This is a genomic window from Streptomyces sp. NPDC087422, assembly GCF_044744145.1.
Taxonomy (GTDB): Bacteria; Actinomycetota; Actinomycetes; order Streptomycetales; family Streptomycetaceae; genus Actinacidiphila.
In genome coordinates, this window is the sequence record NZ_JBIUXT010000010.1 from 21,767 (window position 1) to 34,778 (window position 13,012).

Genomic DNA, 13,012 nt, shown 5'->3' on the forward strand with positions numbered 1-13,012 from the left:
CGCGCAGAAGAAACCAATATACGCGTGGCGATCCCCGGTCGGCAATTGCCCACCGGGGATTTCTCGTGCCCCGCGGCCCGTACCCGGTCGTCCTCTGCTCGCCCGGCGCGGGCGATCCGCGCTCGATGGGCACCACGCTCTACGACGACCTCGCCTCGCGCGGCTACGACCGCCCCTCGCACCGCTGCCCGGAGGCGCGCTTCTTCTCCGGGTGAGCCCGGCCCGCATCGGCAAGGCGCATGCACCAGGTTGCGACACCCCCGGGCCGTGACTTCCGCAGGCCGTGGCACCCATAGGCCATTACGCCCGCGGGCCGCGACACCGATGGCCCGTCGGCAACGCCCGAATTTCCGGTGGCCGCCTTTCCGCGGATACGGCGGCGGCCGACGAATTGCGCGGCGCGGAAGCGAACGGATCTTCTTCTCCTCCGCATTGCCGCGGGCCTTTGCGGAGCCGACTGGGCGTCGGGAAAAGCACACCGGGAGCGGGCGTACCGTGGGAGAGAGCCCTCGATCGTGAGGGTGCCTCGATCTCCACGGGTTCGGACCCACGGGAAGGCGGCGCAGCCATGAGCAGCCAATACGGCGAGTTTCCGGGCGCGCGCCCGCGACGTCTGCGGACGACCCCGGCGATGCGCCGCATGGTCGCCGAGACCCGGCTGTCCCCGGCGGAGCTGATCCTGCCGATGTTCGTCCGCGAGGGCATCAGCGCGCCGCAGGAGATCTCCTCCATGCCCGGCGTCGTCCAGCACACCCGCGACTCGCTGCGCAAGGCGGCGGCGGAAGCGGCGGCGGCCGGGGTCGGCGGCATCATGCTCTTCGGTGTGCCCGAGGTGAAGGACGCGGTCGGCAGCCAGGGCACCGAGCCCGACGGCATCCTCCAACTCGGCATCCGCGACGTCGTGTCCGAGGTCGGCGACGCGCTCGTGGTGATGTCCGACCTGTGTCTGGACGAGTACACCGACCACGGTCACTGCGGCGTGCTCGACGCCGAGGGCCGCGTCGACAACGACGCCACGCTGGAGCGCTACGCCGAGATGGCCCAGGTCCAGGCCGACGCGGGCGTCCACGTGGTCGGCCCCTCCGGCATGATGGACGGTCAGGTCGGCGTCGTACGCGACGCGTTGGACGAGATCGGCAAGCAGGACGTGGCGATCCTCGCGTACACCGCGAAGTACGCCTCCGCCTTCTACGGCCCCTTCCGCGAGGCCGTCAACTCCTCGCTCAAGGGCGACCGCAAGACGTATCAGCAGGACCCGGCCAACCTCCGTGAGGCGATGCGCGAGCTGGCGCTGGACCTGGAGGAGGGCGCCGACATGGTGATGGTCAAGCCCGCCCTGCCCTACCTGGACGTGCTGCGCCGCGTCGCCGACGAGGTGAACGTGCCCGTCGCCGCGTACCAGATCTCCGGTGAGTACTCGATGGTCGAGGCCGCCGCCGCGAACGGCTGGATCGACCGCGACCGCGCGATCATGGAGACGCTGACGTCCATCCGCCGGGCGGGCGCGAACATGATCCTCACGTACTGGGCGACCGAGGCCGCCCAGCGGCTCTAGGACCGGACAGGCCCTAGCCCGCCCCTGCCTCCGAGAAGTCCTCGAACTCGCAGTCGGACAGCGCCGCCAGGGCGTCGGCGTACCCCAACTCCTCGGCCCGCAGCAGCCGTTTGCGGTCGGTCTCCGTCCGGCTGGTCAGGACGTCCGGGTCGGACGGGGTGACGCGGTGGATCGGGACGGACCCGAACGAGCCCTGGACCATGATCTGTTCGGAGACCCGCGCCAGCGGGTTGTAGGCGAGCATCAGGCCGCGCACCGGGGCGGATATTCCGGGCGCGGTACGGATGACCAGCGCCTCCTTGCCGCTGAGGTGGTGGCCGAGCGAGCCCGCGCCGACCGTGGAGACGGCGATGACGGCGCTCGGATTGCGCGCCAGCGCGCGCAGCAGCGGCAGCGGGTCGGAGATGCCGCCGTCCACGTACGTCTGGGACCGCAGCCGGACCCGCCGGTGGTAGAGCACCGGGATGGCCATGGTGGCCCGCAGCACCTCGAAGAGTTCGGCGTCCGAGGTGCACCGGCCGAGGTCGAAGTACTCGGCGATGGACGTGACCGCGTTGGTGACGGCGACCTCGAAGGTCAGCGCGTGCTTGGTCAGGCTGGCCACCGAGAGCCCGGTCTGCTCGCGGATGACGGAGACGAGCAGGTCGACGTCGACCATCTTCGTCACGCGCCTGCTGTCGATGAAGTTCCGGCCGCTGAGGTCGTCCAGGAACGTCTTCACCAGCCCGGTGAGGTCCGGCGCGTCGTCGGCCCGCGCCTGCCCGGCGAGCACCGCCCCGGCCACGCACCCGGCGCTGGAGGAGTGCACGGAACCCACCTTGCTGTGGATGCCGAGGTCGACCATGCCGCGGACGACCCCCAGCGCGTAGATGGACCGCATCGCGCCACCTTGAACAGCGACCGAAAGCATCGGGGCTCCTTGACTACGGTGAGTACGGTGATCGCGGGGATGGCGACCACGGCCAGCGGCTACGGCTACGGCTACGGCTACGGCTTGATGAGCTTGATGACCTGGACGGCGATGGCGACCGTCGGCGCGAGGACGGACAACGCGCCCGCGAACAGCAGGCCGTTGCGGATCGGCATGGACGGCAACTTCTGTACGTCGCGCAGGCGTTGCAGCGCCACCAGGTAGCGCACCCCCGCGGACGGATCGGTCGAGTCGGGGTCCGGCATGGCGGCGATGATCTGGTCGATCTGCTCCTTGCGGTCGACCCGCACCTGCCGCCTGATGTGCGTCATCGAGCCGATGAACACATAGAGCACCATGCCCACGAAAGCCGCCAGGCACAACAGCGTCGGATAGGTGCCGATGGCCGGCTGGAGGAAGAAGAACATGGCGAAGGACGTCGCGAAGGTGCAGGTGAGTCCGCCCTGGAGGTTGGACACCGCCTGCCGCAGCTTCGCCCAGCCGTAGAAATTGTCGGGGTTGAGCGGGTTGGTGCCGAATTTGTACTCGTTCTTCAACTGCTTGAGGAATTTGACGTAGTGGATGCCGACGACGCCCTCCGCGTATGCCATGTACATCCCGACCGTGCCCATGAAGATCCACACCACACCGCCGAAGGTGACCGGCGCGGCCCGCCCCCACCACTGGTCGTACAGCGCGTCGGAGCCCAGGAAGTGGAAGAGGTGGCCCTGGAGGCGGAGGTTGATGCCGGTGACGACGGCGACGATGCCGAGCAGCACCAGCCAGGAGTATTTGCCGTGCTTGGCGTATTTGGCGTTGAGGTCGTCCACGGCCGACTTCAGGTGGGCGCGCGCCTGGTCGTCGCAGCGGATGCAGCCGGACTTGTCCAGGCTCTCGTGGAGGGTCTGGAGGCTGCGGAAGATGCCGTAGACCAGCGGGACGGACCAGGCGATCGAGAAGGTCAGGATGCAGGAGGGGTAGTCGCGCAGGAACGGTACGGCGTTCGCGTCCGGGTCCGCGCTCTCGCGCCGCGACAGGAACGACCACACGTCCGAGAGCACGCTGAGGTCCCAGTGCGGCCGGTAGAACGAGTTCATGATCAGCGCCGACCAGGACACGAGCAGGCAGGCGAGGAGCACCGCCCAGATCGCGACGACGTACGGCGACCGCTCGTCCTCGGGGCTGCCGACGGGGCCCGGCGTCACGGACCGTTTCTTCAGCAGCCGCGAGACGAGGATCGGCTCGACGAGGAAGGGCTTGATGTTCAGCGCTTCGGAGGTGATCGGGACGGGCGTGGGAGGCGGGCCAGGGGGCGGTACCGGGGTCGGCCCCCCCGCGCCTCCGGCGCCCCCGGCGGTCGGCGCGGGAATCGGTCCGGTGGTCGGTGCGGTCACAGTTTCCCCCCGTGTCCAGCGGTGTCCTGCGGTGCCGGGTTCTGTCCTGCGGAGTTCTTTCCCGCGCAGTTCTGTCCCGCGCAGTTCTGTCCCGTGCAGTTCTGTCCCGTGCCGCTCTCCGGCACGGAAAGCGCCCGGATGAGCCGGCCGTGCGATTTCACGGCCGCCCACATCGACGGATGCGTCCGTACCGCCATTTCGGTTCCGGCGAGCAGGGCGACGAGACGTTCCGTCGCCGCCGGGAGTTCGGGAAAGGTCAGCGTGGGCGCGAGGTGATGGACGCAGTGATACGTCGTGCCGCCGCTGAGCCAGTACCAGAATCCCCGGCCGCCGCCCACGTCGGTGGACCGGGAGAGCTGAGCGGAAAGCGATTCCGTTCCGTCGACGGAAGGACCGTATTCGGCCAGATCCGTATTGTGCTGCACCTGGGTGATCAGCGAGACGAAGGTCCCGGATATCAGGTGGAACAGCAGATACGTCAGCAGTGCCCGGCGCGTCGGCAGCACCAGGAAGACCGGAATCCAGACAACGGCGTGCGGCAGGTACTTGTCGGCCAGCAGAAACCACGGCCAGCCGCGCCCCCGGGGCCCGACCACCCGCCGGACGACCGCCTGCCGTGTCGTCCACAGCTCGCTCGGCTTGAGCATGTTCAGCGTGGAGAACGGCAGCAGCAGCCACATGTAGAGGTGCTGCGCGCGGTGCAGGGCGTGCCACGGCTGCTCGGCGGTCACCCGCCCGAACCAGCCGAACTGGATGTCCGGATCGAACGCGGGATTTCCCACGTACCGGTGGTGCAACCGCACGTGCTTGTGAAACCACCAGCGCGGCCCGAGGCCGATCGCCGCCGACCCCGCACGCAGTACGGCTTCCGACCTCCACCGGCCGCCGCGCACATTTCCGTGCACCGCGTCGTGGAACCAGGACCCGACCATGGAAACGGACGCCAGTGCGAAAAGCGTGATTCCGCCGAACCACGCGATACCGCCGGGCGAGACGAACGGCGACCGTGCGAAGGCGAGTACCAGAACGTATCCGGCGGACATGAGCGCGACCCGTACCGCGAAGTCCACGGCATAACGCGAAGCGGGCGGTCTGGCCCTTCGGGATAACTCCGACTGCCGAAATCCGCGCAGAAGGTGATCGGACGCAGGCGGGCCCGATTCGAGCGGGGGAGTGGAGGCTAATGGACCTGAGGAGATACGGCTCTGCATTGGTGCTCTCCGGTGCCTGTACGCCCCGAAAGCGGCGGACGATTGGCAGACCGTAGCACCGCCGGTAACCGGCGGTGCGCGGTTTCGTCCAAGGCGATACGCGGAGATACGCCCGAGTCCGGTGGGTTTTCTGGTGCTACCCGGCGGGCGCTTCCGAGTCGGCCCCGGTTGTCGGCGCGGGCACCGGCTTGGCCGGCTTCTTGGGCAGCAGCCAGTTCTTCAGCGCCTTGGCCAGCGGCGTCTCCACGTATGTGTGGACGAGCCAGGCCGCCAGCAGCATCACGGCGACCAGCGCCGGAACCAGGATGCGGGCCGGGAGCACCCCGTGCGTGTGCCGGATGATCTCCCACCCGATGTCTTCGTGCAGCAGATACAACGGATACGTCATCGCACCGGCGACCGTCAGCCAGCGCCAGTTGAAGAAGTTCAGCTTCCCGAGCGCGGCGCCCAGGACGAGACCGTAGAAGATGCTCACGACGGCCAGCGACCACCACCACGACAGATTGGTGTGGGTGGACGCCTCGGCGCTGGCCACCAGATCCGTGAGCTGGTTCTGTGCCATCAGCCAGGACGCCCCCAGCAGCAGCCACAGTATGGGCGTGGGCCCCACCCGGTGCATCAGGTAGATCACGATGCCGCTGACGAAGAAGGCCGCGTACTGGGGAACGATCATCAACTGCAGCAGATCGATCCCCGACTGCGGCGCGATTCCGGCCAGCAGCAGCCAGACGATGCAGAAGGTGACCACTCGCCTGTAGGTCAGCCCCATCATCGCCACGACCATGAACAGCAGGTAGAACCGCAGCTCCACCCAGAGCGACCAGTACACGCCGTCCACGTCCTGCGCGCCCAGCAGCTCCTGGAACATCGTGACATTCGTCAGCACGTCGCTCGCGGCAAGGGTCGTTCCCCCCGGCCGCGTCACCAGCACCGTCGTGGTCACCGCGATGGCGAACCAGTACGCCGGATAGAGCCGGACGAACCGCGACACGGCGAACTGCTTCGGCGTCCGCCCCCAGCACGACATGCAGATGACGAACCCGCTGATCAGGAAGAACAGCTCGACGCCCAGCCATCCGTACCCGGCCACCTCGTGGACGCCGGGGAACACCGCGCGCGAGGACTTCCCCCACGGGGACTCGAACCAGTCGTCGAAGCCCATGTAGTGGTAGGCCACCACCATGAGCGCGGCTATCAGCCGCAGACCGTCCAGCACGTACAGCCGCTTCTTCGGCTGCGGTGCCGCGCTCCCGGCCTTGCCTCCGGCGGCGGGCTCAGGGACCGGTGCGAGGTCGGGCAGCGGCGCGGAGCCGGTGGGGGCGGCATCTCCGCGAACAACGGTGCTCATAGGTGGGGTGTCCTAGAGGTGAACTGAGGCGAATTGGGGATTCCGCCCACCTTACCCCCGGGTAATTTTTAGGAATGTCCTAAAGAAGTGGCGTTTTATCGGTCATATCGGAACCCGGCGCCGCCGTGGCGGTGGCGGTCGCGGCGAAGGTGGCGAAGGCCGCCCATGCGGCCGGGGTGAACGTGAGGCTCGGACCCTGGGGGTCCTTGGAGTCCCGCACGTGCACGGCGGCCGGGTGAGCCGCGACCTCGATGCAGTTGCCGCCGTCGCTTCCGCTGTAACTGGACTTGCGCCAGTCGTAGGCGATCTCGACGCAGTCGCCGCCCTGGCTGCCGCTGTAGCTGGACTTGAACCACTTCAGGGGGTCGTTCATCACTCTCCTAGCAACCGGTCCAACAGACCCTTCGTGTCCTCGGGATCGAGGGCCTGAGCGCGCAGCATCGCATACTTGCGCGCAAGGATGCTCACCCCGTCGGGGTCGTGAATGAACAGGCTGCCGCGCTGAGTTTCAGCGTAGGCGAGGTGATCGTGTTCCGGTGTCTCCAAGAGAACGAAGGGGCCATCAAGGCCCGCGTGTGTGGTCCGGCCCAACTGGATGATCTGGATGCTGATGCCCGGCACATCGGCACACTCGCGGAGGTGTTGCACCTGGTTCAGCCACACGTCGTCACCGCCGATCCGGTCCATGAGCGCGGCCTCGGAGATGATGAAACTCGCGGCCGGCGGGATCTTCCCCTGCAAGATCTCCTGTCGCTTCAGGCGAGCCGTGACGCGGAACTCGATTTCCTCCTCGGTGAGAGCGGGGATGTCGTTACGGAACACCGCCCGCATGTACTCCTCCGTCTGGAGAAGGCCGGGCAGCACCTGGTTCTGGTACGAGTTGTACGTGAGTGCCTCGCGCTCAAGCTCGACGAACTCCGCCGCGAAGGTCGGGATGGCGTCGTCGACCTCCGGCAGGTGACGTACCGCCACCTCCAGTGCTCCCTTGGTGTCCAGCAAGCGGTCCAGCTCCTGTGCCAGGGAAAGAGTCAAGGGGCGACGTCCCTGTTCAATCGACTCCAACTTGGCCAGGCTCACGATAACGATTGGCGCTAACTGGGCCTGCGTGTACCCCGCCGCAGCACGGAACAGAGCCACTTGCGCGCCGAGCGAGTGGAAGGGAGACAGGTTCTTCTTTTCCTTGTTCGGCGGACGCCGTTTGCGAGGTGCCATACGACCGTAACTACCCCACTGCCACTCGACGTGTATCGGTCCTAACCCGTACACGCGGCGTGTACGAGTAACAGGTCTAGTACACCCCGAACACGCTGCGCGACGCTGAGCTTCATGAACGAAGACGTCCAGCACCTGGACCGCCGGGAGCGGTTCTACCGTCGGGAACGGCGCTCGGTCCCCGCCGCGCGGGAGTTCGCGCGGGAAGCCCTCACCGCGTGGGGGTTCGAGAGCCGGGAGGACGAAGTCCTCCTGTGTGTGAGCGAGTTGGCGACCAACGCGCTGCTGCACGGCGTGCCCCCGGGGCGCGGCTTCCTCTTACTGCTGCGCCGCGACCTCGGCACCACCTTGCGGGTCGAGGTGCACGACAGCGGCGGCGGCCGTCCGCACCTGGCCGACCGGCCGGGGCGTGAGCGCGATCAGGAGGAGTCCGGGCGCGGGCTCGTCCTGGTCGACGCGCTGGCCGACAAGTGGGACGTGGGGGAGCGGAACCCCGGCAAGATCGTGTGGTGCGAGTTCGCCGCCCGCTGACCGGGCGTCAGTCCCACCAGAAGGACCACGTGTGGACGTCGAGGACGGCCTTCTCCGCGTACTCGCGCAGCGTCTCGTAGGTGCCCTGGTCGATGTTGTCCGGGCAGAAGGCGTAGTGCTCGGCGGCGACGGCCTCGGCTTCTTCCCGGGTGCTCGGGGGCGCGGCGACGGAGACGGTGAGGCGGTCGAAGGCGAGGGCGATGACGCGTATGCCGAACCGGTCCTCCCACGAGCGGAGCACGGCGCACAGGCGGGCGGGGTCGCTCTCGTAGTTGAGCGGGCCGCTCCAGCCGATCGCTGCGGGTATGTCGGCGCTGCGGCGGGCGTGGACGAGGGCCGCGCGCGGATTCTCCAGCCAGCCGGAGCCGACCATGTCGGCGGTGACCTCGGCGGCCAGGTCGTCGGGGTCGTCCACGGCCTTCGCGGCGGGGGCCAGGCCCGGCCACGCCGCGCCGTACGGCGCGAGGACGTCGTCCTCCTCGACGTCCTCGGCGTCCTCCTCGATCAGGCCCGCCCAGAACTCGGCGAGCACTTCCTCGGCGTCGTGGTCCCCGGCGTACGACGCGTGGTCGGGCATCAACTGCCAGTCCACCGGGCCTTTCGAGTACGGCGCGCTCGCCTCTATCAGCAGCGGTTGCAGGCCCGCCGCCCGCGCGGGCAGCAGGCTCGCCCACGCGTCGTCCGCCGCGGGGCCGTCCGCCATCCACAACAGCGGCTCGTGCCAGCGGCCCTCGAACGTCGTGTCGACCAATGTGCCCGCGGGCAGCCGCAGGTCCAACTCCGCGAGTCGCGGCAGGGGGTTAGGAAGCATCGCCATGCGCCCGACTCTAGGGGCGACCACTGACAGCCGGACAGCCGTGCGTCCCGGACCGTGGGGACGGGATCCGGGACGTACGGTGCGGCCCTGCGGGCCGGGCTTTCCCGGCGGTCAGGCGCCGGGCCCCGGCCCGGCTCCGCGGGGCCTCGTCAGAGGACCGGGCCCGTGCTGTGGCGGTCGGGATACCAGTCCCAGCCGTCCGCGCAGTACCAGACGCCGTGGTGCCGGTAGCACTCGTCGGCCATCGCCGAGGGCCGCCCCTGTCGTGCGGGTCCGGCGGCCGAGGCCGGGCCTGGCACAGAGGCGAGCAAAAGTATTGCCAGCGCCGTGATCGCAGCCGTCCGACCGAGCAACTTCCGCATGCTCAAACTCCTGTTGACCTGGGGGACAGGGACGCCTGATCCCTACCACCCCGGCCTCCTCCCCTACGCGCATATGCCACCTTTCCCCCAAGTAGCCCCACGGTGCCCTTGCGCAGGGCCATGCTTTTAGGGGCGCGGCCCCTGTGCCCTCCCCTTGCGCAGGAGGTTGCCCACCGGGGGCGCGGGGAACTGCGCGCTCAGCCCGCGCGGTGGTGCGCCTTTGAGAACCGGCCCCAGCGGGGCAGACGCTGTTGTTTTCGGGCTGACAGCCCGGTGGGGGCTGGTCGCGCAGTTCCCCGCGCCCCTTAAAAGACCGGCCAGCCGTCCTGGCAGAGGAACCGCCGAGGGGCGCACCCCTGAAAAGATCGGCTAGCCGCCCCGGCAGGGGGACCGGTGAGGGGGTCAGCAGGAGAGGTTGCCGCCGCCGACGTCGGTGCCGAGGAGGCGGGTGAAATTCTTGTAGAGGTTGATGCGGTCGTTGCGCTCGTCCGGATTCTTGCCGTTGCATTCGAGGTCGCCGTTGATGCTGCGGATGGTCTCACCGAAGCCCTTGCCGTTGAGCATCGCGTTGTGCGGGGTCATCCTTCCGGCGCCGCTCTGGGTGTTCCAGAACCACAGCCCGGTCTTCCAGGACACGGCGGCGTCGCGCTGCACCAGGGACGGGTTGTGCAGCAGGTCGATGCCGAGGGCGTCACCGGCGGCCTTGTAGTTGAAGTTCCAGCTCAACTGGAGAGGGCCGCGCCCGTAGTAGGCGGCGGTGCCGGCCGGGCAGCCGTAGGGCTGGCCGCGGTCGCAGTAGTGGGAGTAGTTGGCGGTGTTCTGCTCGACCACGTACCGCAGGCCGCCGGTCTCGTGGCTCACGTTGGCCAGGAAGGCCGCCGCCTCGCGCTTGCGCGCCGAGCCGTCGCCGGAGCGGGCGAAGCCGGGGTAGGCGTCCAGCGCGCGGACCAGGCCCTGGTAGGTGTAGAAGGAGTTCCGCGCCGGGAACATCTGGCCGAACTGGGCCTCGCTGACGACGAACGAACCGGCCGCCGCGGCGGGCGCCGCCGGAACGGCGACCGCGAGCCCGCTCGCGACGGCGGCGGCGCTGAGCACCGCCAGAAGGCGGGACCGGGTGCGGGACACGGCACGGGACAGGGACATCTGCGCTCCTTGGGTGAGGCGGGCACGCGTCGCTCGCCGCCCGGACGGGACGGTCCGGGCGGGGGGAGACGGAGAGCGACGCAACGGCCGCCAGAATTACAGCCGTTCGCCCGAAATGCGCATATGACGCGCCGATATGCCGTCAAGAGTGTGGATCACAAGGCCGCGGCCGGCCGGGGTCAGCGCTCGTACACCCCGGTCAGCCGGCCGCGGGCGAGGACGGGGGAGGCGACGGCGGGCAGGACGGTACGAGGGCGCGCGCGGGTCAGGTCCTTCGTGGTCGGGGCGCCGTCGGTCACGGGGGCGGCGAGGGCGAAGAGCTGGAAGACGTAGCGGTGCGGGCCGTGGCCCTTGATCGGCGCGGGACCGTGGTAGCCGCGGCCGATGGTCGACCGCAGCACCCGTACGCCCGGGGCGGGTTGGCGCGCGGACAGGGCGCCGGTGTCCAGGCGGCCGGCCGTCGCCGGGTCGATCAGGGCGAGGCAGTGCACGGCGGGCCTGGACATGGGGACGTCGATGTCCTCGACGGACAGCAGGAGTTGGGCGGTGCCGTCCGGGAGCGGGGTCCACGCCAGGCGCGGGGAGAGGTCGGCGCCGCCGACGTTCTTCGCGCACTGCTCCAGCGGCAGGGGGCCGCCGTCCGTGAAGTCCTCGCTGGTGAGGGTCAGCAGGTCGGGGCCCTGGAGGTTGGGCAGGTGCCACGCCGCGTAGGCGTCGCCCGACTTGCGGTTGCTGAGGAGTCGGCCGAGCAGGGGCATGTGTCTCTCCTGGGGTGAGGGGCCGTCGGCGGCGTCAGGGAGCCGTGGACGGCTGGTGCTCGCGCTTCCGGCGCTCGCGGCCGGGAGCGGCGGGGTTGGCGCCGCGCAGCATCGAGGCGACGGCGGCGAGGAAGGCGAGGACGGCGCCGAAGGCGAACACGATGACCAGGCCGGAGTGGAAGGGCCCCGAGATCAGGTCGGGGAAGAACTCGTGTCCGGTCAGCGTCTGCCGCTGCGCCGCCGTCAGACGTGCCAGGGTGCCGGTGGGTTCGAGCAGGTGCTGCACCGGGTTGACGCCGAGCTGCGCGGCGAACAGGGACGAGACCGGGGGCAGGCCGCCGACCTGGGCCGCGACGTGCGCCGGTACGCCCTGCTGCTGGAGGCCGCTGGTGAGGGTGTGCGGGAGGCTGCTGGCCAGTCCGGCGATCATCAGGGAGAAGAAGACGCCGATGGACACGGCGGTGCCCGAATTCTGGAAGGTCGCCCGCATGCCGGACGCGACCCCGCGCAGCTCGTCCGGCACGCTGCCCATGATCGAGGAGGAGTTGGGGGAGGCGAACATGCCGCTCGCGATCCCGTTGAGCGCGATCAGCAGCGCGAAGATCCAGTAGCTGAAGTCGATCGGCAGGAGCATCAGGCCGAGGAAGCTGGCGCCGAACAGCAGCGCGCCGCCGGTGGCCAGGCCGCGGGAGCCGATCCGGTCCGACAGATAGCCGGAGACCGGGCCCGCGGCGAGGAAACCGGCGGTCAGCGGCAGCATGAAGATGCCCGCCCACAGGGGGGTGTCGCTGTAGTCGTAGCCGTGCAGCGGCAGCCAGATGCCCTGGAGCCAGATGATCAGCACGAACTGCATGCCGCCGCGGCCGATCGAGATGGCCAGGCCCGCCAGATTGCCGAAGGTGAAGGCCCGCAGCCGGAACAGCCCCAGTTGGATCATCGGCGAGGTGGCGCGTCTCTCGATGACGACGAACGCCGCCAGCAGGGCGAGGCCGCCGACGACCAGGGCGACGACCAGCGGATTCGTCCAGCCCATGGTGTGGCCGCCGTAGGGCTGGAGGCCGAAGGTGACCGCGATCAGCACCGCGCTCAGGCCCACCGCGAAGGTGATGTTGCCCCACCAGTCGATACGGCCGCCGCCGCGCTTTCCGGTGTCGCGCAGGGTGCGGTACGCCCACAGGGTGAAGAAGACGCCGACCGGCACGTTCACCCAGAACACCGCGCGCCAGTCCCACGCGGCGAGCAGGCCGCCCGCGACCAGGCCGATGAACATCCCGGCCAGGGCCGCGACCTGGTTGATCCCGAGCGCGAAGCCGCGCTGTTCCCTGGGGAAGGCGTCGACCAGGATCGCGGCGGAGTTGGCCGTCAGCATTGAGCCGCCCACGGCTTGCAGCACCCGCCAGCCGATCAGCCACATCGCGCCGTGGCCGCCGTCGTACGGGTCGAAGGAGAGCAGGATCGAGGCGAAGGTGAAGACGGCGAAACCGGAGTTGTAGATACGGACCCGGCCGTACATGTCGCCGAGGCGGCCGACGGTGACGACGAGGACGGCCTGGACCAGCCGGTACCCCATGATCATCCACAGCAGGTACGCGATGTTGCCCGGCGCGAGCGGGTCCAGGTGGATGCCGCGGAAGATGGCGGGGAGCGCGATCAGGACGATCGAGCCGTCGAGCGCGGACATGAAGACGGCGGCGGTGGTGTTGGTCAGCGCCGTCCACTTGTACCGGTCGCCCAGCGCCTGGGAGGGATGGGACATCGGCTCGCTTCCTGT

13 protein-coding genes are annotated in these 13,012 nt (G+C 69.2%); 3 read left to right on the plus strand and 10 right to left on the minus strand.

Translation table 11 applies throughout. From position 1 onward, the window contains the following. Positions 1 to 65: 65 nt before the first annotated feature. Together ACIO6U_RS27440 and hemB are read left to right on the plus strand one after the other, a co-directional pair. Positions 66 to 215: a hypothetical protein gene (locus tag ACIO6U_RS27440; RefSeq protein ID WP_401723149.1), complete on the plus strand. Its 150-nt coding sequence runs from the start codon at positions 66 to 68 to the stop codon at positions 213 to 215. 353 nt (positions 216 to 568) lie between these two features. Then, positions 569 to 1,555 carry a porphobilinogen synthase gene (gene hemB, locus ACIO6U_RS27445; RefSeq protein ID WP_401723152.1) on the plus strand — a complete coding sequence of 329 codons (987 nt, stop codon included), beginning with the start codon at positions 569 to 571 and terminating at the stop codon, positions 1,553 to 1,555. A gap of 13 nt (positions 1,556 to 1,568) precedes the next feature. Here the strand turns inward: hemB and ACIO6U_RS27450 are convergent, their stop codons facing one another. The 6 genes from ACIO6U_RS27450 to ACIO6U_RS27475 all read right to left on the minus strand — a co-directional run bounded on the left by ACIO6U_RS27450 (position 1,569) and on the right by ACIO6U_RS27475 (position 7,630). Next, on the minus strand, positions 1,569 to 2,465 hold the full coding sequence (locus tag ACIO6U_RS27450; RefSeq protein WP_355340662.1) for a patatin-like phospholipase family protein: 897 nt from the start codon (positions 2,463 to 2,465) through the stop codon (positions 1,569 to 1,571). Positions 2,466 to 2,542: 77 nt separating this feature from the next. Next, positions 2,543 to 3,859, minus strand: a complete 1,317-nt coding sequence (locus ACIO6U_RS27455) for a hypothetical protein (RefSeq protein ID WP_401723155.1) — start codon at positions 3,857 to 3,859, stop codon at positions 2,543 to 2,545. Next, complete coding sequence (locus tag ACIO6U_RS27460) at positions 3,856 to 4,929, minus strand: fatty acid desaturase family protein (protein ID WP_401723158.1); 1,074 nt, start codon at positions 4,927 to 4,929, stop codon at positions 3,856 to 3,858. Before ACIO6U_RS27460 ends, ACIO6U_RS27455 begins: the two co-directional genes overlap by 4 nt. 277 nt (positions 4,930 to 5,206) lie before the next feature. Continuing rightward, the gene (locus tag ACIO6U_RS27465) at positions 5,207 to 6,418 is read right to left on the minus strand and encodes an acyltransferase family protein (protein WP_401723161.1); all 1,212 of its coding nucleotides are present in this window, start codon (positions 6,416 to 6,418) and stop codon (positions 5,207 to 5,209) included. 79 nt (positions 6,419 to 6,497) lie between these two features. Further along, positions 6,498 to 6,791, minus strand: a complete 294-nt coding sequence (locus tag ACIO6U_RS27470) for a DUF397 domain-containing protein (RefSeq protein WP_391052033.1) — start codon at positions 6,789 to 6,791, stop codon at positions 6,498 to 6,500. Next, a complete protein-coding gene (locus ACIO6U_RS27475) occupies positions 6,791 to 7,630 on the minus strand; it encodes a Scr1 family TA system antitoxin-like transcriptional regulator (protein WP_391052030.1) in 840 nt (279 codons plus the stop codon). The genes ACIO6U_RS27470 and ACIO6U_RS27475 overlap by 1 nt, the downstream gene beginning before the upstream one ends. A gap of 114 nt (positions 7,631 to 7,744) precedes the next feature. Here ACIO6U_RS27475 and ACIO6U_RS27480 point away from each other — a divergent pair, with 114 nt between their 5' ends. After that, positions 7,745 to 8,161 carry an ATP-binding protein gene (locus tag ACIO6U_RS27480; protein WP_355340645.1) on the plus strand — a complete coding sequence of 139 codons (417 nt, stop codon included), beginning with the start codon at positions 7,745 to 7,747 and terminating at the stop codon, positions 8,159 to 8,161. Positions 8,162 to 8,168: 7 nt separating this feature from the next. Here the strand turns inward: ACIO6U_RS27480 and ACIO6U_RS27485 are convergent, their stop codons facing one another. From ACIO6U_RS27485 to ACIO6U_RS27500, 4 genes are all read right to left on the minus strand, one after another. Continuing rightward, positions 8,169 to 8,978 (minus strand): DUF4253 domain-containing protein, encoded by an 810-nt coding sequence (locus ACIO6U_RS27485; RefSeq protein ID WP_401723166.1) that lies wholly within the window; start codon positions 8,976 to 8,978, stop codon positions 8,169 to 8,171. A 764-nt stretch (positions 8,979 to 9,742) separates the two neighbouring features. Next, positions 9,743 to 10,483: a chitinase gene (locus ACIO6U_RS27490; RefSeq protein ID WP_401723169.1), complete on the minus strand. Its 741-nt coding sequence runs from the start codon at positions 10,481 to 10,483 to the stop codon at positions 9,743 to 9,745. Positions 10,484 to 10,662: 179 nt separating this feature from the next. Then, complete coding sequence (locus tag ACIO6U_RS27495; RefSeq protein ID WP_401723172.1) at positions 10,663 to 11,241, minus strand: YbhB/YbcL family Raf kinase inhibitor-like protein; 579 nt, start codon at positions 11,239 to 11,241, stop codon at positions 10,663 to 10,665. Positions 11,242 to 11,275: 34 nt separating this feature from the next. Further along, positions 11,276 to 12,997 (minus strand): MFS transporter, encoded by a 1,722-nt coding sequence (locus tag ACIO6U_RS27500; RefSeq protein ID WP_401723175.1) that lies wholly within the window; start codon positions 12,995 to 12,997, stop codon positions 11,276 to 11,278. Positions 12,998 to 13,012 lie beyond the last annotated feature (15 nt).